Below are 21253 nucleotides of genomic sequence, written 5' to 3' on the forward strand. Positions count from 1 at the left end.
CCCCTTCCGACACCGCTTCCCGTGCCCGCCCCGCCGGGGCAGCCCGGAGCAACTCCGGTTCCTGCCCCGTCGGGCACACCGCCGAACCCGGTTCCCGTGCCACAGCCGCTGCCCCCGCTGGCGTCACCGGCGGCGGGCAAGCCACTCGGCTCCGCTCGCTCGGATTTCTCCCGTGCGGCCCGCTCGCGCGGGGGTGGCGGCAGGGACCTGAGGCGCGCCGCCGGCAAGTACGTCAGAGCCATGGGCGGTGCACGCAACGCTGCCCGTGCCATGGCGCCGTCCCGCAGGGTGATGACTGGCCTGGGACAGCTGTTGGGTCAGGTGGCGCAGAACGGCCCGGCTGCGGCTCTGCGGTTCTTCAACCTGCAGAGCCTCGTCGGCGCCCCGATAGCCGACGTCTTCCTCGCCCTCACGGACCTCCTGTGCCCTGACGGCGGGACGATTGATGAGGCCATTGCGAGGAACGCGATGCTCGAGACCGTGGGCGAGCTCGGCGCGGCGGGAGATCTGCCTTTCGATGGCGCCACGCCCGACGTGCTGGACGCCGTGTTCACCGGTGCGCTCGCACGCTCGATCGAGACCAAGCTGTTCAACGAGATCGGGGGCAGGTCCATACGGCTCCCGACCGACGTTGCCGCGGTCGAGATCATTCAGAGGACGCTGCACGACTTCATCCAGGGCACCGTCCGCGATCGCTTCGCGGCTGCGGGCGGCACGCTGGCGTCAGTTCCCTACGCGGGCGTCGAGGCCTTCGTCCAGGCCATCTACGAGCAGTCCTTCGAACTGATCCGCATCCTGGGGGATAGCGCATGAGACGTTTCGTGTTTGTCGGCCGCCTGGGTGCGGCGGATAACGGGGCCGTGCCGGTCGTCCAGCCGGACGCGACGCCGGTGACGGTCCAGTTCGTGGCCGCGAACAAGCGGCTCGATTACGGCATCGGCAACGCGCTGCAGACGTTGGCCGACCTCGGTCTCCGGCGGACGGAAACCGCGATCGACCTCGTCATCGTCGCCGCCATGGTCAACGCGGCCGACACCCGCGTCTCGCGCTCCGCGAATGCACAGGACGGCTGGACCCGGGAGCTGGACCTAGTGGTGCCGGTGCGTGAGCCTGACTTGTGGGCGGCGCAGGGAGCGTTGCTCGCCCGCACTCTCAGGTTCTTGACGGGCGACCATTGGCGTATCGTGTTCAGGGCACGGCCCGCACCCTTTGCGACGATCGCAACGGCGCGGCCGTCGCTGGGCCTCGCCGAGCCGGACGAAGTGTGTCTGTTCTCCGGCGGTCTGGACAGTCTCGTCGGGGCGTTGGATTTCCTGGCCGGGGGCGGGAAGCCGCTTCTGGTGAGCCATTACTGGGATTCGGAGACGAGCAAGGCGCAGACGTTGCTGCTGGACTTGCTGCGCAAGAATTACAAAACAAACGAGCCGTTGTCCCTGCGGGCGCGCCTCGGCTTCGACCGCAACCATGTCGACACCGGCGAGGTGGAAAACAGCCAGAGGGGGAGATCCTTCCTGTTTTTCGCGTTGGCCATTTTGGCGGCTTCGGGGCTGACGTCTGACGCCCCGGTCCGCGTGCCCGAGAACGGCCTGATCGGCCTCAACGTACCCCTCGACCCGCTCCGCCTCGGTTCGCTCAGCACCCGCACCACTCACCCATTCTACATGGCGCGCTTCAACGAGTTGATGCGGGGGCTTGGCATCGCCCGGCGTCTGGAAAACCCCTATCGCCACGTGACCAAGGGTCAGATGGTCAGGGATTGCGAGGATCCGGCGCTGTTGCGACGGGCCATTCCCTCGTCGATGTCGTGTTCCTCGCCGGCGAAAGCCCGCTACAGAGGCCTGCCACCGCAGCACTGCGGAACGTGCGTCCCCTGTCTGATCCGCAGAGCATCCCTGGCAGCCGGCCTGGACGCGAACGAGTCGGATACGACACCCTATGTGGTGAAGGATTTGGCGGCGCGTCGTCTCGATACGCTCGAGGCCGAGGGCGAACATGTGAGGTCGTTTCAGCTGATGGCGGAGCGGTTACGGCGGAATCCGCGGGCCGCAAAGGCCCTCGCGCGCATCCCCGGTCCGCTGACCGACGAGCCGTCCGAGATTGACGACTATGTTGACGTCTTCGTGCGAGGGATGCAGGAAGTGGCCCATTTCCTCGAACCCGTCAGGGCGAAGCCTAGCTGAGCATGTCTGCACCACGCCTCGTCGATTTCCACTGTCACCTGGACCTGTATCCAGATCCGGCCGCGGCTATAAGAGCCTGCGAAGAGGCTAAGGTGGCGACGCTCGCGGTGACGACGACGCCGAAGGCGTTCAGGCAGAACATGAACCTTGCAAAGGGCGCCGAGTTTGTGCGCATTGGGCTCGGCATTCACCCGCATCTTGCCGAGCAGCGCTGGACCGAACTGCCCCTGTTCGAGGCGCTGTTGCCCGAGACGAGGTATGTCGGCGAAGTCGGTCTCGATGCGAGCCCCGCACACTACCGCTCGATCGATCGTCAAGTCGACGTCTTCAGGCGTATTCTAACCTCCTGCCAGAGGGCGGGGGACAAGATCCTCTCCGTGCATAGCGTCCGCACGGCGTCGAAGGTTCTCGACCACATCGAGGAGCTGCTTCCCAAGGGCAGTGGCAAGGTGGTGCTGCACTGGTTCAGCGGATCGGTCGCAGACGCGCGGCGGGCTGCGGCTCTCGGGTGCTATTTTTCCGTCAACCAGGCCATGTTCAGGTCCGAGCGGTCAGTGGCTCTCCTCGGGACCTTGCCGCTCGACCGGCTGCTCACGGAGACGGATGGTCCCTTCGTGGAGGTAGATGGTTCCCCCGTCACGCCGGGCGGCGTGGACGAGGCCGTTCGCATGCTTGGCGACGTTGTGGGCCTGGGCGCCGAGGAGATGCGGCGCGCCATTTTGAATAATCTAAAGGCAGTTTTGGAACGGTCCGCAAACTGACGATTCCACGCCGACCCGAGCTTATCGTGGCCAGCGACTCTGCACCATTCGCTACCGGAGCTTGAGGAGCTCGATGAGCTCGTCGGCGTTGAGCAACTGGCCGGCACGCCTGTATGCCGGCGAACCGCGGCGGGCCTCGATTTCGGCATATTTCTGCAGCATCTCGCGATAAGTCGACACCGTGTTGGCGTGAGCGTTCAGGGATCTGTCCCTGAACTCCTCAAAGCGCCCGAGCTTTTCGACCATGAATTTGGCCATCGACATGTAGCGTCCCTCTTCGTTCCCGTCGAAGCCGTCAAACTTGGGGTTTTTCCCCCAGTACTTCACCTGGTCCTCGACGCGCTGCCTGTCTTCGGGACTGAGCTTCTCATATCCCCATTCAATGGCTCGCCACATCGCCATCGTGTCGACCACGAAGTCGAGCGCCTCGGGGTCGTCGACCTCATCGTGAAAGATGCCCGACATTTCCCATTCCAGGCCCCAGAAATGGCCTCCGTAGATGGCGCTCTGAATCAACTCGACTGACTTCATGTCCTCGTAGCCTTTATGCTGGCGCAGGACTTCGGCTAGCATCCACATGATCAGTTTTTCAGAGCTGGTCGGCCGGAAGGCCTTGCGCCGACCAGCCTCAAGCCCAGTATACACCAAGGTGCGGATGGCCTCTGCCCGCGAAGGGAGGTCACGCTGCTCTCCCCGCCAAGCATCGATCCGGTCAATCGTGCTTTCATCGAGCCTGAGCTCGAATCGCTCGGTTTTCACCATTTCTACCTCCAATCAAGTCCGTACCGAATCCATATCGTACGGACATTGTACGTAAGACACGGTGAAAGGCAAGCATCGCCATCTCGCATGTCGTTACTTGGGTCAGGACGGGGGCGCGTCACACCCCCCACGGCTGGCATGCCGGCCGGTGCCTGCACCTCCGGCATGTGGCTAGGCGCTCGTCGGGACCCTCAGGGAACAGGCGAGTCGATCAGAGTGCAGGTGTCAGGATCCGGGCCGTAGTACTGCGCGAACTGTCGCTCGCCAAGGCGATCAGTGCAGCATTTTCGGATTTCCCGGTAAGCCATTTGAAATCGTAGCGGAAAGGTCCCGGCTCGAGGACCCATTGCAGGGCGAGATCGAACACGAGCATTCCGCCAAAGAAGGTGTTGACCAGTTTCTTGATGTTTTCGGGGCTCCGGCCGCGCACGGCGCGAGGAAAGATCTGCTCGGTGTCACCTCTGTCCTGGAAGAGGGACAGATGGGTGACGAACAGCGATCCGGCCTCAGGGTTGAAGTTGTCTCCCGCCATCCAGATGCCCGGCCAACAGAAAAATTCGGGACTGCGCTGCTTGTCTCGGCAAAAAGCGATGAAGTGCGAGACCAGGACCCGGACAGGCATGTTCACACCGGCATAGTTGAACGTACGATGCTCCTCCATCAGGGCATCGACAGGGCCCTTGTCGCCGAGCAGCCCGACCACGGCAGCAAGTCCCGTCCGCGGATCATCGTATCCGCATCGCTCGCTCAGTCGCGCCGCGACGTGCTCATACTCCTGAGCGGAGAAATTTTGCACCGCCTGGGCGAGCTCGGGGGTTTCGGCTGCGGCCAGGCAAAGTCTTGTGAAGCGCGCGCCAGGATCAACGTCGCGGATAAAGTCCTCGAAGAACTCGATGTCGAGCGGAAACCCCCTCGTCGGGTTGATTGCCAGATCGCAGATCAGCAGAAACAGGCCGACGATCGGGCTGTCATACCGTTCGGGCCATTCTGTCCCAGTAAGCACCAGGAACAGTTCAAACGAGTCGACATAGACGGGCGCAAAGTAGCCTTGCTCGCGATACGTCTGAAGCAGCTCGGCCGCCTGACGATGCCAAATACTGAATTTGGCAAAAGCGGGCCTGGCCTTCGAATATCTGCTGGATGCCGATGTCGGCGTAAGGTGGGCGCGCACCGCGATGGAAGCCTTCAATCCGGCTGAGTTGAAGTTTGAGGAATTGTGCATCCCAGCGACCGGGGTCGGGAAATTGCCCTTCCGCGAAGTCACAGGACCCGTTGATCGCGTGGACGATCTCACCATAGGTTTTGAGGTAGCTGTGCCCGACGCTCTGAAAATAGGGCGTTTGCTCCAGCGAGAGGATCGACTTCGGCGACCAGGCAAGTTGCTTGTAGAACTTGATGTCGAGCGCGTTGTTGACGGCAATATTGGCGGCGGCGAGCACCGGATCAGAGTGCGTCCGACCGTCGAGCATCGCCCTGTGCGCCCAAGCCTTTACAGGTTTGGCGACGCCGGCGCCCCGCGCAAAGGTCTGAAGAGACGTCATGCTGCCATAGATTTGCGCCGGGTACGCCAGGCTGAGGATGAGTCCCGCAGTGGACCCCATGTGCTGCCACCAATGCACGGTTTCGTGCAGATAGGTCGAGTAGGCTTGGTACAGTTCGGCTGCGTCATGACCCTCGGTGTCGCGCTGGGTGAGCGCGTCGACAAGCTCATGGGCGCGGGGACTGAGGCGCAAGACGAAATGTTCCGTCGTGTAGCTCCCGTGGCCTGCCAGCGTGGCGTCGAACACCAGTGGATCGTTGGCTGGGTTGAGCAGATACGGATCGAGATGGGAGAACAGGGACATGGGAGAACTGTAGCAGAGATTGCCTACGGAAGCGGACAAACGCCGGGCTACCAGGCGATCGGCCTGACGGCACGCCACGGCGGTGCAGGTCGGCCTGGAATTCGTCAGTCCGGAGGCGCCAATCGGCGTATTCCCTTGCGCCGTACTCCTTCGCATGGACCGACCGGGCGTCTTCGTGGGCGAGACACCGAAAAAAGCGGGGCCTGACGAAAAGAATAGTTCGCTGGGGCGGCGCGCTTAAGGGTGTGGGTTGCCGAGCGGATCCATGCCGAGCGCCAGCCTGACGCTCTCTCGGATGCTTTCAGTCATCGCCAGCAGAACTTCCGGTCGGATGTCTCCGGGCTTTTCAACCACCATATAGCGCACACGCACATAATCGTTCTTGTCGGCCAGAGTTTTGGCTTGGCTGACAGTTCTGGCAGGCAGGACCAGGCCTGAACCTTGAGCGGCCACAGCCATCTCGTGCAGATTGTGCCCCAAGGCCCGCAAAGCCTCAATGTCTCGGCCCGCGCTGCGGAGGTAGCATTTCAGGAAGAGTTCGCACGCATGGTAGCAAAGCAACCTGGTCGGTCCCGACGTCAGACCGCGGCGACCGGCATCAACGGCCTTCGCGGCCTGCAAAAAGGAGTCGGCGAGCAGGAAAATACCGAACGGGGTGGCGCCTTCCGATTCTGGGATCATGCAGTCCAGTTGATTTTGGTGTTCTGGAGTCTCAAGTCGAAGTGCCCCCGACCGATATGACGCCGTTCGATTGAGATTCTCCGTGCATGGCACGACTCCCGGTGGGCCTTGGACGTGACGGCAGGACTTGAACCTGGGACCTCCTCGCCCCTAGATAGCGGTGTCACGCACCACCCAGGTCGAAAGCGAGGCGCTCTATCCTCTGAGCTACGCCACGATCTGCCTATGCATCGTTGTCCACGACCAGCTGCGGCTTCTTACGCTTCAACCGGTTCGATCTCTCCTCGGCCGCCTTCTTGATCTCGGCGGCCTTTTCCAGCGCAAACGGCTTGGCGGCCTCGATCAGGCCATCGAAATGATAGCGGTTCGTCATGCTGCCATTGGGCGTGTTGCGCCGTTCCTCCCGGCCAAGAAGTTTAAGGGCCTCGAGGGCGGCAATGCGTTTCTGAATGGTGCGGGGCGTCACCCCGATCGCCTTGGCGATGGTTTCGACCGAGGGGTGGGGAAGGTTGTCGGGCAGCCACCAGTACTGGACCAGGTGGATGATGATGTTCATGTCGAGCGCATCGAGGCCGAGAGCCTGCTGCTTCTCGATGATGATGTTGGGGAAAGCGCTCCAGCCCGTGGCCATGAGTGCCTTGGTCCACTTCTTCTCGTTGGTGCGTAGCTTGTCGACGTCTGCCTTGGCGGTTTCTGGCTGGGCCATCTGAGGCTCCCTGTGATGAACTGCGCCTAGATATGGTGGTTTCCCGTGATGACGCAAGGGCATTGGGGACGGTTCTGCATTCAGGGGGAGGGTGTTTCAAGGTTCGCCCGGCCTATGTCCCTGGATTCAGGGGCCGGGGAACCGCGCTGCACCCAAAGAAGAGGACTTGATAATATGAAGTGCCGATCAGACGAACCGTGCTATATGCAAGTGATAAGATAGGGACCCCCCGACCAGAGGTTCACCCGGGGTGTTGACAAAGAGAGCGTCAATACCCATACTTTGGGCGTGAGCATCGCTCCGGGGTTGGCGCCAGGCGCCAGCCGAACTTTTCAAAACGAAGGCCCGGCTAGTCCGGGTCTTTGTTTTTTATCCGTTCAAAGCAGCTGTATTTGATGCCGCAGGATGCCAGGTCCTCGGGCTGCAGGTGCGCGTCGATGAGACGCTTGTGGTCCATCAGGGCCCTGTAGGGCCGGTAGGACGGGTCATAGCCGCCCTTGGCCATCGGATAGAGGTAGAGATCGGCGATCTGCAACATCGGCGTGGCTTTGGTTCTGCCGCGGGGCTCCCCGCGCACGATGTCCCTGAACTCCTCGGCAGTTAACGACCCGTAGCTGGCGGAGTTGGCGCCGTCGAACGGCATCCCCTGCGTCTTCAGGATCCGCGTGTAGGCCACCAGGTCGCGGTCCTCGGCTTTGCCGGCGCGCTCGAAGAACACGCGCAGCTTGCGGTCCTGGCTGCGGGCATATTTGGCGGCGCGCTCGATCAGGATGCAGTAGGCGGTCTTGCACATGAACCAGAGCTGGTCCCGGTACCGGTCGCGGTAGCGGGCAACATAGCCCGGTCGGTCGATGACCGCGGCGATGCCGATCACGGGCAGCCCAAGCAGCATCCCCTGCAAGTCTCCCAGGAATTCAAAAGCGGACTCCGGCTTCTTCAGCCAGCCGAAGTCGCCACGGCCGCCCCGGATCGCCCAGGAGTGGAGCGGGTAGGTGATGCCGTGCTTCTGGCAGAAGGCCTTGTGGCGGGCATAGAGCTCATCGACGTCTTCCTCGTTGATGAGGATGCCGCCGAGGGCGAAATAATCCATTTCGTCCCGGCGCTTCTCTCTGGGCTCTCGGTCTGGCTCACGGCTGCCGCTGTCATCGAGGTAAAGGTGGATTTCGCGGTCGGTCACGGGCAGGCTTTCAATTTCCGCACCAGCTTGGCTCAAAAACCTGAACCTGTACAGCTTGGCGACACTCGTGCGCGCCACAGGGAACGTTGCAGCTCAGGCCGATTTCATCTGCACCATCAGCGTCTCGCAGCTGAGGGTGAGTTGGCGGGCATATGCCTTCGAGGCGTCAAGCGTGGCTCGCTTGGTGACGCCGAAGATCAGGTAGCCCGCATGCACGGCGGCGAGGATGCCGAGGGCCGCAAGCTTTCCATGGGTTAGCTCGGCAAACGATCCTCGTCGACATCAACATCCGCGCCGCCGCCGACGATCCCGAGGACGACACCTACGACGTTGCCCAGGATCTCAAGAGGCGCCTCTCCCGCGACGACAAGGGCCGGCTCTACGTCGACGCCTTCCTGCTCTCGCACCCGGATTCCGACCACGTGACCGGGCTCACGACGCATTTCCACCTCGGCCCGCCCGAGGATTTCCCGGAGGGTGACGAGAACCTCATCCTGATCCGCGAAATGTGGTCGTCGCCGATCGTGTTCCGGCGCGCCAGCAAGCAGCACAAGCTCTGCGACGAGGCCAAGGCGTGGGCCACCGAAGCGCGGCGCCGGGTCGCGCTGTTCAAAGAGAAGGGCCTGACCGGCACCGGTTCAGGCGACCGCATCCTGATCCTCGGTGAGGATAAAGACGGCAAGACCGATGATCTCACGGACATCCCGGTCAAGCAGGACGGCCTGCTGACCGCAGCTGACCGCGTGAACACGGGCCAGTTCGAAGGCCGCCTGCTGGCGCCGATGTACGTCGACGAAGACGACAAGGAGCTGATCGAAGTCCTCGAGAAGAACAACTCCTCGGCGATCGTGCGGTTCTCCATCGCCGGCGACGGCGTGGCCGACCGCTGCCGCTTCCTGACCGGTGGCGACGCGGACGTCTCCATCTGGGACCGGCTGTGGCAGCGCCACAAGGACAGTAACAAGGACTGGCTCAGCTACGATGTCATGGAGACGCCGCACCACTGCTCCTGGCGCACCCTGAGCCACGACCGCTGGTCCGAGATGGGCGAGAAGGTCAAGGTGTCCGAGGACGCCAGGAACGCACTCTCCCAGACCCGTGACGGCGCCATCATCGTCGCCTCCTGCAAGCCCATCAAAAAGGACGACGACAACCCGCCTCATGAGCGGGCCAAGCGGGAATATGTCTCGATCACCTCGGCCGAACGCTTCATCTGCACGACCGAGTATGCCGATGAGCACGACGGGCCGGTCGAGTTCAACATCACCGGCGTCGGCACATCCAAGCAGCTGGCGCTGACCCCGAAAAAGGCCGCCTCGATCGCCGGCGTGACCGGAGTGACGACGACGCCCAGATCCCACGGCTGAGCCATGGCCTCGGCAGACATGAAGCGGCACGCGGAACACTTTCTGCGTGTCGCAACAGAGATTCCGCAATGCCAGCGCTGTGGCCTGATCGCCGTCGGTGACGACGTGGCGACCCTGTTCCTTGATCTGGCCGTGGAGATGCCAACGCACTGGCACGCCAAGGGCACCGCCCCTAACGGCGTCCTGCCGGTCGAACGCGTTGAGGTCCTGCTTGGCGCTGACTACCCGTGGCGGTGCCCCACCTTCACCCTGCGCAAGGGCTTTCCGCGCAACCTGCACCATCTGACGCCCGGCTCGGAAAACGTGTGTCCAACCCCCTGTCTTGTGGATGGCAACCAGGACGAATATTTCAATCAGCACGGCCTGATCGAACTCGGCATCGGGGCCATCGTCAACCAGATGGGCGTTTGGCTCGGTCGCGCAGCAATTGGCACCTTGATGGATCCGGATCATGGCTGGGAACCCGTGATGCGCCAAGGCCTGCCGGACCGGCTTATTATCGATGCGGACTTCGCCCGAAGCCAGATCACCGACAAGTCCGGCTCGGTATGGCTTGCTACCAAATTCATGAAGGGCAAGGATCTCGCTGGCAAAAGGTCCTACACCCTCTCGGCGCACAATGAATTTGCCGCTGCCGTCGGCAACATGTCTGCTTTCCCCTTTGAGGCCGAAAGCGAAGGACGCTACAGCGGCATCACCGCGACGGTGCTGATCTGGCCGCCAAATGGCGCCATCACAAGTGCGGTGCTGCCTGAGACGGTAGCGAACCTTGACGACTTGGCACAACGCGCTGAGGCCTTCGGCTGCGGCGTTGAGTTTGCGAAATTCCTCGACAGGCTCCAGCGGCGCTGGGCGGGCAAAACCGATGACGCGACCTTCCCGATCGCCGTTTTGTTTGGCGTGCGGCGACCTTTTCGGCTGATCGGGCGGGCGTCGACGATCGAGTTGCTTCTTGATTGAAATCACGGCTCCGCAGAAGCGGGCCTCGCTGTTCGAAGGGCCCAACGCGAGAGCCGCCGTTGCCATGGAGCAACTGGGTCGCACGACGCCCGCGCTTCTCCGCGCCGTGTCGGCAGCTCCCTCTTATCCGCCATTCAGCCTGGTTGGCTGCGGCAGCGTCGGATCGAAAACCGCTCTGCATCTGGCCCGTGCCGGCGCCCAGATCTTGGCCGTCTCCGACAGCAACGAGCTGCGGCCCCACAACATGGCCCGGCACGCCCTCGTGCGGCCACCCCTGCCGTGGCCGAAGGCGTTTGAACTGTCTGACGAGCTGGCCCTGCTCGGGCAGAAACCGGAAGCCCATCTGATTGACGTGGTTAGGGGCCTGAAGCGTGCGGACAATCGCCTGCTGATTTCGCCGCCCGGGACCGGCACGCTGCTCAACACGACCGCATCGAGCCTGGTGCGCGATGCCCTGTCAATGGTGAGCCCTGCCGAGCTGCCGGCACGCATGGCGGAGATCGCCCTTTTCGGGCGCGGCCGTGGCGGTTTCGTATTTCATAAGGGAAGCAACCGCAATCCGAGCCTCGCCGACCTGCAGGCGGTGCTGTCCGCGACCGTGACGCCTTATGAACGGACATTGTTGTTCGATCCCGAGTTCGGGCTGACGCAAATTCAGATCGGGGAAGGCTGCGGCTCCATGACTATGCCGATGACCGACGCGCGCCTTTCGGCGATGACCGCCATGGCCACCGAGGAACTCATGCGCCTCGCCGGCGCCAATGCCGATGGCGGAGAACTGGTCGTGGGGGTGGCAGAGCCCGATAGCCCATCGACAAGTTGGCGCCGCCTCTCCGTGTCAAAATTCCTGGAAATCCCGGTCGAGGGCAGCGAATGGACTTTGCGTCTGTCGTCGCACGTCGCCGGCATGATCCGCGAAGAGACCGCGCGGTTTCCCAATGTCGAGACGGGAGGCCTTCTGATCGGCTCCTGCAGTTCTCTCATGAAGACTGTCACGGTGGTCGACCTGATCGAGGCGCCAGAAGACAGCGTGAGGACGCCGACGCTGTTCGTGCTTGGAACGAAGGGCATGAAGAATCGGATCGATGCCCGTTTCGAGGAAAGCGGCCGCTCGCTGCTTGATGTGGGTACCTGGCACAGCCACCTCGCCGAACAAGGTCCCTCGCCCACCGACCGCAAGACGGCCAAGCAGGTCGCCGTGGAGCGAGCGCCGCCGGCCATCCTTTCTCATTGCCACTCCAGCCACGTACCATGCCATCATGCATCAGGACGCGCCATGAACGATTACCTCGACGCCTACTCCATCAAGGCGCGCCTCGCGCCGGCAGCTCTGGCGATTGCCCCGGTCATTGTCCTGATTGTGCTGGCCTTCAACTGGGTTCAGCCGAGCCTCCCCGAGGCCATCATCGGTCTCGCCGTCATGGTCCTGTTCTTCGCTGCCTCGAATGTGGCCCGCCGCCTGGGCAAGAGGAAGGAGAGACAGCTGTTCGCGACGACCGGCGGGAGACCGGAAAATCGCGAACTGAACCACCTGGATAAGACACTCGACGAGCGGACCAAGGACCGCTACCGCAAATTCCTCGCCAAGCAGCTCGAGCAGCCGGCGCCGACGCGCGACATGGAAGTCGAGGACCCCGACGAAGCGGCTGCGTTCTATGTGCAGTGCTACAACTGGCTGCGCGAGAACACCCGCGACACCGAGAAATTTCGGATTCTTTTCAACGAGAACATCGCCTACGGCTATTACCGCAATCTCCTGGCGCTGAAGCCCTATGGCATCGTGCTCAATCTGCTGACCATCGCCGCCGCGGCCGCAATCATCTACTACAAGCCCGATTTCGCTTGTTGTCGAGGTTGATCAGCGCCATGTCCCCGTTGCCCACGGGGAAAAGGTCAGTTTTGCAGGCATCTGTGTCGGTTCCTATGGTTGGCCGGAACGGGCACGCAACGGATCATTTCCGTGTGCGCGCGCCGCCGGCAACTAGCCTGTGGCTTGTCAATGGAGCCTTGGGGCACTAGAACCGACTTTCAACGGTACGGACCTGTGGTCTGGGCAGTCTTACGGCGCCACGTCCGCAGGTACGCACAAACAGAAGGCAGGCGGTGGAATCACCGTCTGCCTTTTTTATGGCACAGCGTTAAAATGAAGTAAATACGTTCGTGCAGCGCGTTGCACTGAGGGTACGATTATTTGGCAAGTTGTCAACAGGCCAATCGGACCAAAACGCCGCAGGCGGCGATGCATGGCAGGTATGTCTTTTTACATATGGTAGCGGGACCCGAGAACGCAAGTCGCGCTTCACGTTGCTCGGTCGAGGGCCAGGTCGGTGAAGCTCCAGCTGCGCACAGGCCACGTTTGAGGCGCAAGCTTCACCGTCGCATGTGTGCCCTAGCATGGAAACGTCGGACGGCAGCGCCACCAGGGGGTATGTGGCTTCCCAGGCTTTCGTGGACAAATATCAGGCTCGCGGGCCGCTCAAAACATTGCTGCCCGCCCGCGTCGCTCAGGGCACCACGTTCAAGCCGACGCATCCGGACGCGGACGATGCCTACGAATGGATGGGACTGGAGGCCCGAAAAGAGATCTTTGCGCTTTTGGATGCAGCAGTAGCCGATCCTGCCGCAACGGTCAGCATGGTCGCCTACGACATGAGCGAAAGCGAAATCATGGACCGCCTGTTCGCGCTCGGTCCGCGCCTCAGGATGATCATCGACGACAGCGATAAGCATGGGCTCAAGACAAGTGGTGAGACCCAGTCCGAGACACTGCTCAAGGCTTCCGCTGGCGAGGACAACGTCAAGCGGGAACGGATGGGAGGTCTCCAACATAATAAGATGATTATCGTGGATGCGGCCGTCCCGCGCGCCGTCTGCGGTTCGACAAACTTCAGCTGGCGCGGGCTCTATGTTCAATCGAACAACGCCTTGCTGTTAACGGGCGCTCAAGCCGTCGCCCCCCTCAAGGCTGCGTTCGAGGCCTATTGGAAAAAGGATGGGTTCGCCAACGGTCCCTCACCCGACTGGCATCCGCTCGGCTTGGCGGGCATTGATGCCAGCATCACCTTTTCTCCCCATGACACAGCCCGTGCCCGCCTTGCGGAAATCGGCCAGGATGTCGAAAAGGCCCAGGCCTGCCTCCTCTATTCCCTGGCTTTCCTGAGCATCACAGGCGGTGCTGTAACCGACGCCGTGGAAGCGGCTACCAACAGCCCGGTTTCACCTACGGCATTTCCGACAACAACACCGGTGTCACCGTTCATAAGCCCAATGGCAACACTGCACCCGTCTATTTCGCTCGCCTCAACAAACACGTGCCGACGCCGTTTAAGGTCGAACCTTACACCGGCATCGGGCCAAATCTGCACCACAAGTTTCTGGTAATCGATTTCAACACACCTGACGCCCGCGTGTGGACCGGTTCTTACAACTTCAGCAAGCCCGCTGACCTTCAGAACGGAGAGAACCTGCTCCTCATCCGCGACCAAAAAATTGCGACATCGTATATGGTCGAAGGGATACGCATCTTCGACGACTACCATTTCCGCGTCACCCAGGAAGACGCTGCAGAGGCCAAAAAGACATCGTCCTTGCAAAAGGCGCCTACGGCCGGTGAAGACCCATGGTGGGCTGAGGACTATACAGACCCGTTCAAGATCCGAGACCGTGAGCTGTTCGCATAGAGCTACTCTTGCGCCAGAGCCCGGTTCTCAGGGGTTGGCAGGCACATTGCGATCTTTCAGGGTCTCAATGAGCTCCCGCAGAATGGCATTCGTTTCGTCCTGCCTGCGGCGAACTTCCTCGACAATTCTTCCGGTCGCCTGATCGTCGCGCTCCTTGAGCGCCTCAATTAGTTTCTGGTTGTCAGCGCTAGCCGCCCGATCGGCAGAAACCACCTCCCGCGTGAGAGCCTCGATCGCCGGAACGGTGCGATTTGGCGAAAAGTAATCAACGACCATCGGGGCGAAGGGACTCAGCGTGGCGATCACGAGCGCAAATACGCCGACAAGAATTGCTTTTTTGGCTGAACTGTCGGTCTGGCTGGAGGCCTCTTCGAACTTTCCTATAAAGGTCGTTGCCTGGGCTTGAATATCGTTGCCGATCCGCGCGGCGTTTGTCATGACATCCAGCATGCTTTCAAACTTCCGTTCGATTTCTGCCAGCTGCGCATTCGTGTCCAGAATGGGGTTTCTGGGCATCTGGAAATCCGGCATTCTAGGGGCCGAAATAGCTCGCTCGGTCAATAGCCCCCCGGCATCCGGCTTCGAGATTGAATCGAGCAGTCGCCTTTGGCCTTCCACCTGATCCAGTATGGACCTCATTGCAGGCGACGGCTGTGTGAGCGATTCAAAGCGCTTCCGAAGCGCCTCCGCCTCCTTCGAGGGCCGGAGCAAATCACTGAACTTGTCTTGCTGTTCCTGCAGGCGGATGGCCAAGTTTTTAGCAGGATTTACGTGTGACCCAATACCTGCAAGTGTTTTTGCAATCTCGCTCAATGGCTTGGCACCACTGCCGGTGCTTACCTTAAGGTCCTCAAGCTTGATGGGCTTGGGAGAGTCGGGAGAATCGTCACTCATCAGTCATGGTCCCCATGGGATAGCGCCGGTTAGATATAGGAATCCGGAGAACACAGTGCCAGTTCGAATGGCCCATCTCGCAGGCATGCACTCCGACAACCCACCGCCATTCCGGTGGTCTAAATCGGCAGCTTCGGCGCAATGTCGGCGACGAACAAGCGAAGCGCCATGGCGATCTCGCTGAATTCCTCCGCGGTGAAAGAGACCGTTTCCCCCAAGGCGAAGACACGAATACGCAAGTCTCTTTTGATTTTGATCGTCGCGCCCTTTTCAAAGTACTGGTTCTTGTGAACCTCGATCTCTTCCCCGTCGCTGACGGTAGAACATTTCAAACGGGGCAACTTCAGGCTAAGGGCCCCCGCGCCTTCGTCGCAGTCAATATGACCTACAACGCCATTGCGATGTTCCAGACAGTTCCGAGCCCTCTGAAGCGAGCGGTACTCCTCAAAGAAATCGAGCTTCGTCGCCAATTGCGCCTGCACGGCCAGCAGCAAATCTGGAAAATTGAGACTCGACGCCTTCTTTTCCGCCGCGAGATAAATGTCCTCGAACTCGCCCCAGGTCTCGACCTTGCGTCCTTCCCTCAAACCAAGCGTGTAGATGTAGGCTTGCTCGAGCGTAGCCCTCAGCCCCCTGGCCAGTTCCTGAAACGCCTTCCCCAATATCCACGCGCGATAAGCTAGCTTGGCCTTGGCTTGATCGGCGTGAGGCACGAAGCTCAGCCCGGAAAACCCGTCCCGAGGTAGATCGTTGAGATCTGTAGCCTCGATCGCTGACGTGCATACGGCCACCATTTCAGTCGCCAAGCGGATGGCCTGAAGCGCCGGCGCGATCACGCCGTCGCCGTTGAGGGTGACCGTTACACTGGGTTTGTCTTCTTCCGTCACGGCGTCAATGAATCCGTGTCGGCGATGCCGTCGCCCGTGTCGTGATGCCAAGGTAGGCTAATCTGCATGGGGCCATTTGTGCTCCATGGATTTAGCTTCACCACCTTAATTTTAGCTTTTGCACCCTTTTTCGGGCCGCAACTGCAGCCGCTTTTGTACTCCAGGTGAGTTGCTCGGCGGGGCCAAATGATTCACCGATTGGGGTCTGGGGTAAACGATCCCCTCCAGGCATTTTGCTGGTAACGACCCTTATTCTTTCACCCTGTTCGAGCGCCGCGATGTTGTCCAAAGCCGCACCCAGGCGAAATTCCATGACGTTCAGCATGTGCTTAACCCGCTCTTTGTCCGTGGTAGAGGGGAATGTCCGGCGGCCTTCGGAAAACGCTTGAGTTATGTCATCAAATTTCGCGTCTGTAGCCATCGCAAATAAGTCCTGTGGGAAGATGCGGTTGCGCCGTCCGGCCTGTAACAATCCGGGGGCACGGCGAGCATAGATCTTCTCGACCAAATCTGAGCAAAATGACGTTCGACTTGCCGCGTATTGCGAAAAACCCAGCAGGTAGTCATATCGCTGATAGCAAAAATAGAAGAAGTCATAAAACCAAGCACTTTGCTTGCTGATTTCGTGCTGGAGGGCGTCCAACGCGTTCTTGAATGACGGCTTTGGCCTCGCTCTCGGAAGTATGGAGGGTCGACGTAGGATGCGGAACTCTCCGGGAGCTAAGCTGTCGAAAATAGCTGACTCGGCGGCAATCATCACGCCGCTTTCTGGCGTTGCATCGGCCCAAATCCCGGAACCGACACAGACCATAACATGGGAGAATCGGGCCCCGTGCCTTCCAAGCGCTTTCTGCCCGATAACAATCAGCCGGCTCAACCAATCATGTTGATGAACGAACGCTATGTCGCCCACCTCGGAAAATGTGACGCCGGGAGGGATCGCCATTTAACGCCAATACGAGCGGCTTATGTAGGTGAGTGCAAGGCTTGTGAGAAACGCCACCAGCGCAACTGTCGCATAGATGAGGGCAGGGCTGGAAGTCGCGGCCGCTTCCGGCTTCAGGAGGGCGATGACCAGAGGATCGATTTTGCTGAACGCGTATCCGCTCAGAAATCCGTAAACGAGCTTTCCTAAGCTGGCAAACGCTTCGCGTTCACCATCCCCGTAAGGGGATATGAATATTCCGGCTGCCCATCCAAGGGATGCCCCGAGGGTGCCGCTGAGGAGACATGGGTAAAACAGTTCAGGCCTACTCGCATCGTAGTTCTTGGCGAACATAAAGAGGCATCCAAAAATCAGGATACTGGCGATCAAACCGACTATAAGATCTGAGCCATCGCCCCATTTTCCCCTTTCACGCCTGGCGCGCCGCTGATTGTCTGAGATCCTGGCGCGCTCATCTTCTGACAGTTGAGATGTCGACGGACTCGATAACTCAGCCATGACCCCCCTACGTCGTCTCCCGGTGGCCAGGCTTGCCTTGATCCAGCAATCAACGGCCTTGCTGCGTCACCCGCCGACGGAGCAGCTAGGGAAGACGATGCCTGCGGTTTCGGGGATTGATAAAGCGGCTTGAACGTCCTGAACAAGCGTTCAGATGGGATGCTACAGGTCAGCCCAGGAGTGCGAACGGTTTAGAAGAAGTGTGCGGACGGGCGGCGACGCGCTAGCCCGGTGATGACGACCCGAAAGCGACCGTTCTTCAGAAAGTAAACCGGCAGGGTCTGGTGATCGAGTGCTCCGGTTATTCCGATACGGCAAGAACATTTTCCGTTTTTTATGCCTGTAAGCGCGCCGGCCATTGACCCGATGTTTCGAGCATGTTTCTAATAGAGTGAGGGTGTAATCTCGGTAAGTATTTCAATCGGTAGTGTTTGAAATACTAGGGATGGGGGAAATGCCATGTCGGGGCAATATACGGCTCCGCCTGTTCGCCGGTTGCGGGTCTATGCCTTCGACCCGCAGGCTTCTACGTCGGCTGCGACTGCAGGCGTTAATGTTGCAACAATTAAAATACCTTGGGAGCAGAGCTGGGAGGAAGAAATTCAGCCCGGCCCCATCAATGACTACCTTGAAGTTATTGATATCGATCCGGTCAGCGGCCAATTTTATGAGCCGGTGGACCTCAATCACCCCTACCTCCTGGCTCAGGACGGCTTGGCCCCCTCGGAAGGCGATCCCCGCTTTCACCAGCAGATGGTGTTCGCCGTTGCAATGAAGACTATTCGAACTTTCGAACGGGCGCTTGGCAGGAGAGTCTTCTGGGCTCCGCGTCGCGTTCCCAACGGGCGAAAATACGAGCCGGTCTATAAATTGCGTATCTATCCCCATGCCCTTCGCGAGCCCAATGCTTATTACAGCCGGGAAAAGAAGGCCCTCCTGTTCGGCTATTTTCAGACGTCCGCGCACAGCGCCGGCGCCAAATGGGTGTTTACCGCGCTTTCGCATGACATCATCGTTCACGAGGTCACGCATGCTATCCTGGATGGACTTCACCGGCGGTTTGCTGAACCGACCAGCGTAGACAGCTTGGCGTTCCACGAAGCCTTTGCCGATATCGTCGCTCTGTTCTCACATTTTTCGCTTGAGGAAGCAGTCAGCGCCCAGATTGCGAAAGACGGCGGTAGCCTCGACAACCGCTCCCTCCTCAGCGGCCTCGCCCGGCAGTTCGGCGAGGCTACCGGCCGGGACGGAGCCCTTCGCGAGGCGATTGACGATCACAGTGGCGCTGCGCCCGTGATCTTGCGCGACGACATGACGGAGCCTCACGAACGCGGCGCGGTCCTGGTGGCGGCCGTTTTCGATGCTTTTCTGTCGATCTATGAGAACCGCACCGCTGATCTGCTCAGAATCGCCGGCATCAGACCCGGCATTGGTCCCGACCAGAACCTCCATCCAGACCTGGTCAAACGATTAACCCGGGAGGCGAGCAAGGCGGCGGAACACGTGATGCGAATGTGCATCCGCGCCCTCGACTACCTGCCGCCAGTAGACGTCCGCTTTGGCGATTTTCTCCGGGCAATCATAACGGCGGACTATGACCTGGTGCCCGATGACGTGCTTAACTATCGGCTCGCCATCATAGAAGGGTTTCGGCGGCGCGGTATCATCCCGGAGGGCTGTCTCTCTTTGGCTGTCGACAGTTTGTTGTGGGAGGCGCCGGTCCATCATCTGGCGGCCGATTATGACGATTTGGACCTGGATTTGGAGCCAAAATTCGATCGGACGACGGCAATCAAGGCCGCTGAGGAGAACGCGGAGAGCGTGCATTGGTGGATCCTGGGATCGGAGAGCTTTCGGACCACCGAGGATAAGCCATGGCAAGAGGTGTGCGGAGTAGTCTTCCGACGAGGTTTGATCTCGTATGACGACCGCGAGACGATACTGAGCCGGCCAGGGGACCCGAAGGGATTTGCTCCGCCCGTGGAAATTCATTCTGTAAGAACCTCCCGGCGAACAGGACCCGACGGCCAGGATCTCCGCCAACTTATCATTGAAATTGTACAGCAGCGGCGCGGCTTCTACGATCAGAACGAACAGGAGCTTCAAGACAAGCACGGCGATAACCCGTCGGGCGCGGACTTTGTGTTCCGCGGTGGTGCCACACTCATCTTCGACCTTCGGGAGGGTCACCTGCGTTACGCAGTCCGAAAGCGAATTAGTGACGATGCCCGGCTGGAGCAACAACGCGATTTCCTTGCGGGTTACCGCTTCGGCTCGACTGCGTTCGGTTATGGACTGCAAGGGGGATCGACCGGCACTGCGTTGGACGAACCGTTCGCTCTGGTGCACCGGGGAGGTTAGGTGTGGGGATATTGAAGCTCTTGAGGATCAGGATGTATCGCGGCATCTTGGGCGATTGCTTCCTCATTCGCACCACGTTGGACGACGGCGGCGCGGAGTTGGAGCGATCCATACTTATAGATTGTGGGGTCCTCCAGAACGTTGCCGCTGGAGCCGATCTGATCGCCAAACTTGACCCGAAGGTCGTGAACCGGATCGGTAAAAAGCGCCTGTCCGAAGTTGAGGCAGGCCCGGCCCGCATTTCAGCGATCGCGAAAGACGTCCTGAAGACCGTCGGCAACCGGATCGACCTGCTGGTCATAACCCACGAGCACTACGACCATCTGTCCGGGTTTGCGTTCGAAAAAGGCGCATTCCTTGACGGTGCGGTTTCCATCGGCCGGCTTTGGATGGCTTGGACCGAAAACCTGAAAGATCCGCAGGCTCAGGTCCTAAGGGCACGATTTTCGAAGGGAAAGCAGGCTTTGGCGGCGGCGGCCACGCTGGCGCAAGGCGATGCGCATCCCGGCTTGCGAACGGCAGCGGCGCTTGCCGCTTTCGCCGGGCCAGTCGCCATAAACGGGCTAGGTGCATCGGGCGTCTTCGGGACGGCCGAAATCATGCAAATGCTGAAGGATAAAGCTGGTGCCGATTCAACATCTTATCTTGAGCCTGGACAGGTCATTGACCTCGACGAGTTCAATATCAAGGCCTTTGTTCTTGGCCCGCCTCGAGATGAAGTTTTGCTGCGAAAAGACACCCCATCCAAGGGACAGGCGAAGGAGGTATATCTGACGCGTCTGGACGCCGCCGCGGCGGCGGAAAGCACAGTAAATGCCCAGCTCTCGCTTCTTGCCAATCGAACCGACACAGTCCTGCCTTTCTCGGCCGTTTACCAAAGACCCCTGAAAGAGAAAACCCGTCGCAAGAAGGCGACCAAGTCGGGGGTCCGCAAACTGTATGACGCTCCGGCCGAAAAGTGGCGTAGGATTGACAGCGACTGGACAGGCTCCATCGAAGCTTTGGCCCTGAAGATGGATTCGGATACAAACAACACCAGCCTGGCACTGGCGTTTGAACTCCCCGATGGCCAGGTATTGCTGTTTCCCGGAGACGCCCAGGTGGGGAATTGGCTGTCTTGGAATGACCAGACCTATCCTCCCGCCGCGAAGACTATGTCCTCGGGCAAACCTGTCACCGCAGAGGACCTGTTGCGCCGGACAACCTTTTACAAGGTCGGACACCATGGGAGTCATAATGCCACGGTCAAAGCGCTCGGTCTGGAGCGCATGGTCGACCCACGACTAGTAGCCGCGATACCGGTCGTAGAGGCGGTCGCGGCCATTCAAGGTAAGGGTCGAGCGGAACCTGGAAGCGGGTGGAGGATGCCGTTCGAGGAGCTTTACAAGGCGTTGCAGGAAAAGACCAAGGGACGCATCGTTCAGGGCGACGGTAATCCAACCGTCGAAAAACGAGCTTTCCGAAACAACCCGACGTCAGCAAAGCGGCCGGTCAAGATCGAACACAGCGATCTTTTTGTTGAGATGACGTTCGACCTTTCATGATGCCA

General features: G+C 60.3%; 21 protein-coding genes and 1 tRNA gene. 10 read left to right on the forward strand and 12 right to left on the reverse strand.

Features of this window, described 5'->3' with window-relative positions:
- Positions 1-240 precede the first annotated feature (240 nt).
- Genes qatB through qatD form a run of 3 tightly spaced genes read left to right on the forward strand, consistent with a single transcriptional unit; the run spans position 241 to position 2941 of the window.
- On the forward strand, positions 241-813 hold the full coding sequence (qatB, locus tag EOA79_RS04985; protein ID WP_126089958.1) for a Qat anti-phage system associated protein QatB: 573 nt from the start codon (positions 241-243) through the stop codon (positions 811-813).
- Positions 810-2180: a Qat anti-phage system QueC-like protein QatC gene (gene qatC / locus EOA79_RS04990; RefSeq protein ID WP_091600255.1), complete on the forward strand. Its 1371-nt coding sequence runs from the start codon at positions 810-812 to the stop codon at positions 2178-2180. The genes qatB and qatC overlap by 4 nt, the downstream gene beginning before the upstream one ends.
- Before the next feature lie 2 nt (positions 2181-2182).
- Positions 2183-2941, forward strand: a complete 759-nt coding sequence (qatD, locus tag EOA79_RS04995) for a Qat anti-phage system TatD family nuclease QatD (RefSeq protein ID WP_091600256.1) — start codon at positions 2183-2185, stop codon at positions 2939-2941.
- Between the two features lie 51 nt (positions 2942-2992).
- Here the strand turns inward: qatD and EOA79_RS05000 are convergent, their stop codons facing one another.
- The 8 genes from EOA79_RS05000 to EOA79_RS33135 form a co-directional block, all read right to left on the reverse strand.
- Positions 2993-3703 carry a YfbU family protein gene (locus tag EOA79_RS05000; protein WP_091600257.1) on the reverse strand — a complete coding sequence of 237 codons (711 nt, stop codon included), beginning with the start codon at positions 3701-3703 and terminating at the stop codon, positions 2993-2995.
- A gap of 211 nt (positions 3704-3914) precedes the next feature.
- Positions 3915-4874 carry a hypothetical protein gene (locus EOA79_RS05005; protein ID WP_127335043.1) on the reverse strand — a complete coding sequence of 320 codons (960 nt, stop codon included), beginning with the start codon at positions 4872-4874 and terminating at the stop codon, positions 3915-3917.
- A gap of 910 nt (positions 4875-5784) precedes the next feature.
- Positions 5785-6228: a hypothetical protein gene (locus EOA79_RS05010; RefSeq protein ID WP_091600259.1), complete on the reverse strand. Its 444-nt coding sequence runs from the start codon at positions 6226-6228 to the stop codon at positions 5785-5787.
- A 109-nt stretch (positions 6229-6337) separates the two neighbouring features.
- Positions 6338-6445 (reverse strand) — tRNA-OTHER (locus tag EOA79_RS05015).
- A gap of 6 nt (positions 6446-6451) precedes the next feature.
- On the reverse strand, positions 6452-6934 hold the full coding sequence (locus tag EOA79_RS05020) for a helix-turn-helix domain-containing protein (RefSeq protein ID WP_126037961.1): 483 nt from the start codon (positions 6932-6934) through the stop codon (positions 6452-6454).
- 349 nt (positions 6935-7283) lie between these two features.
- A complete protein-coding gene (locus tag EOA79_RS05025) occupies positions 7284-8111 on the reverse strand; it encodes a DUF3800 domain-containing protein (protein ID WP_091600501.1) in 828 nt (275 codons plus the stop codon).
- A gap of 93 nt (positions 8112-8204) precedes the next feature.
- Positions 8205-8327 carry a hypothetical protein gene (locus tag EOA79_RS34050; protein WP_268931439.1) on the reverse strand — a complete coding sequence of 41 codons (123 nt, stop codon included), beginning with the start codon at positions 8325-8327 and terminating at the stop codon, positions 8205-8207.
- Between the two features lie 38 nt (positions 8328-8365).
- Entirely contained in the window at positions 8366-8554 is a 189-nt protein-coding gene (locus EOA79_RS33135; RefSeq protein WP_189521625.1) for a hypothetical protein, read from the reverse strand.
- Between EOA79_RS33135 and EOA79_RS05030 the strand changes: the two genes are divergently transcribed.
- From EOA79_RS05030 to EOA79_RS05050, 5 genes are all read left to right on the forward strand, one after another.
- Positions 8534-9478: a hypothetical protein gene (locus EOA79_RS05030; protein ID WP_189347894.1), complete on the forward strand. Its 945-nt coding sequence runs from the start codon at positions 8534-8536 to the stop codon at positions 9476-9478. The two genes, EOA79_RS33135 and EOA79_RS05030, sit on opposite strands and share 21 nt — an antisense overlap.
- 3 nt (positions 9479-9481) lie before the next feature.
- The gene (locus EOA79_RS05035) at positions 9482-10438 is read left to right on the forward strand and encodes a hypothetical protein (RefSeq protein WP_091600498.1); all 957 of its coding nucleotides are present in this window, start codon (positions 9482-9484) and stop codon (positions 10436-10438) included.
- A gap of 205 nt (positions 10439-10643) precedes the next feature.
- Positions 10644-12296: a Mov34/MPN/PAD-1 family protein gene (locus tag EOA79_RS05040; protein WP_164893823.1), complete on the forward strand. Its 1653-nt coding sequence runs from the start codon at positions 10644-10646 to the stop codon at positions 12294-12296.
- Between the two features lie 536 nt (positions 12297-12832).
- A complete protein-coding gene (locus EOA79_RS05045) occupies positions 12833-13819 on the forward strand; it encodes a phospholipase D-like domain-containing protein (RefSeq protein ID WP_091600496.1) in 987 nt (328 codons plus the stop codon).
- The gene (locus EOA79_RS05050) at positions 13750-14118 is read left to right on the forward strand and encodes a phospholipase D-like domain-containing protein (protein ID WP_164748213.1); all 369 of its coding nucleotides are present in this window, start codon (positions 13750-13752) and stop codon (positions 14116-14118) included. Before EOA79_RS05045 ends, EOA79_RS05050 begins: the two co-directional genes overlap by 70 nt.
- Before the next feature lie 27 nt (positions 14119-14145).
- Here the strand turns inward: EOA79_RS05050 and EOA79_RS05055 are convergent, their stop codons facing one another.
- The 4 genes from EOA79_RS05055 to EOA79_RS05070 form a co-directional block, all read right to left on the reverse strand.
- Positions 14146-15012 (reverse strand): hypothetical protein, encoded by an 867-nt coding sequence (locus tag EOA79_RS05055; RefSeq protein ID WP_091600494.1) that lies wholly within the window; start codon positions 15010-15012, stop codon positions 14146-14148.
- Positions 15013-15131: 119 nt separating this feature from the next.
- Entirely contained in the window at positions 15132-15899 is a 768-nt protein-coding gene (locus EOA79_RS05060) for a hypothetical protein (RefSeq protein ID WP_091600493.1), read from the reverse strand.
- Positions 15900-15996: 97 nt separating this feature from the next.
- The gene (locus tag EOA79_RS05065; RefSeq protein ID WP_091600492.1) at positions 15997-16845 is read right to left on the reverse strand and encodes a hypothetical protein; all 849 of its coding nucleotides are present in this window, start codon (positions 16843-16845) and stop codon (positions 15997-15999) included.
- Entirely contained in the window at positions 16846-17178 is a 333-nt protein-coding gene (locus EOA79_RS05070) for a hypothetical protein (RefSeq protein ID WP_091600491.1), read from the reverse strand.
- Positions 17179-17802: 624 nt separating this feature from the next.
- Here EOA79_RS05070 and EOA79_RS05075 point away from each other — a divergent pair.
- Both EOA79_RS05075 and EOA79_RS05080 read left to right on the forward strand, forming a co-directional pair.
- Positions 17803-19704 carry a hypothetical protein gene (locus EOA79_RS05075; RefSeq protein WP_091600490.1) on the forward strand — a complete coding sequence of 634 codons (1902 nt, stop codon included), beginning with the start codon at positions 17803-17805 and terminating at the stop codon, positions 19702-19704.
- 32 nt (positions 19705-19736) lie between these two features.
- A complete protein-coding gene (locus EOA79_RS05080; protein ID WP_126089952.1) occupies positions 19737-21248 on the forward strand; it encodes a hypothetical protein in 1512 nt (503 codons plus the stop codon).
- The last annotated feature ends 5 nt before the right edge of the window (positions 21249-21253 follow it).

The sequence above is a fragment of the Mesorhizobium sp. M1A.F.Ca.IN.020.03.2.1 genome (assembly GCF_004023205.1).
GTDB lineage: Bacteria > Pseudomonadota > Alphaproteobacteria > Rhizobiales > Rhizobiaceae > Mesorhizobium.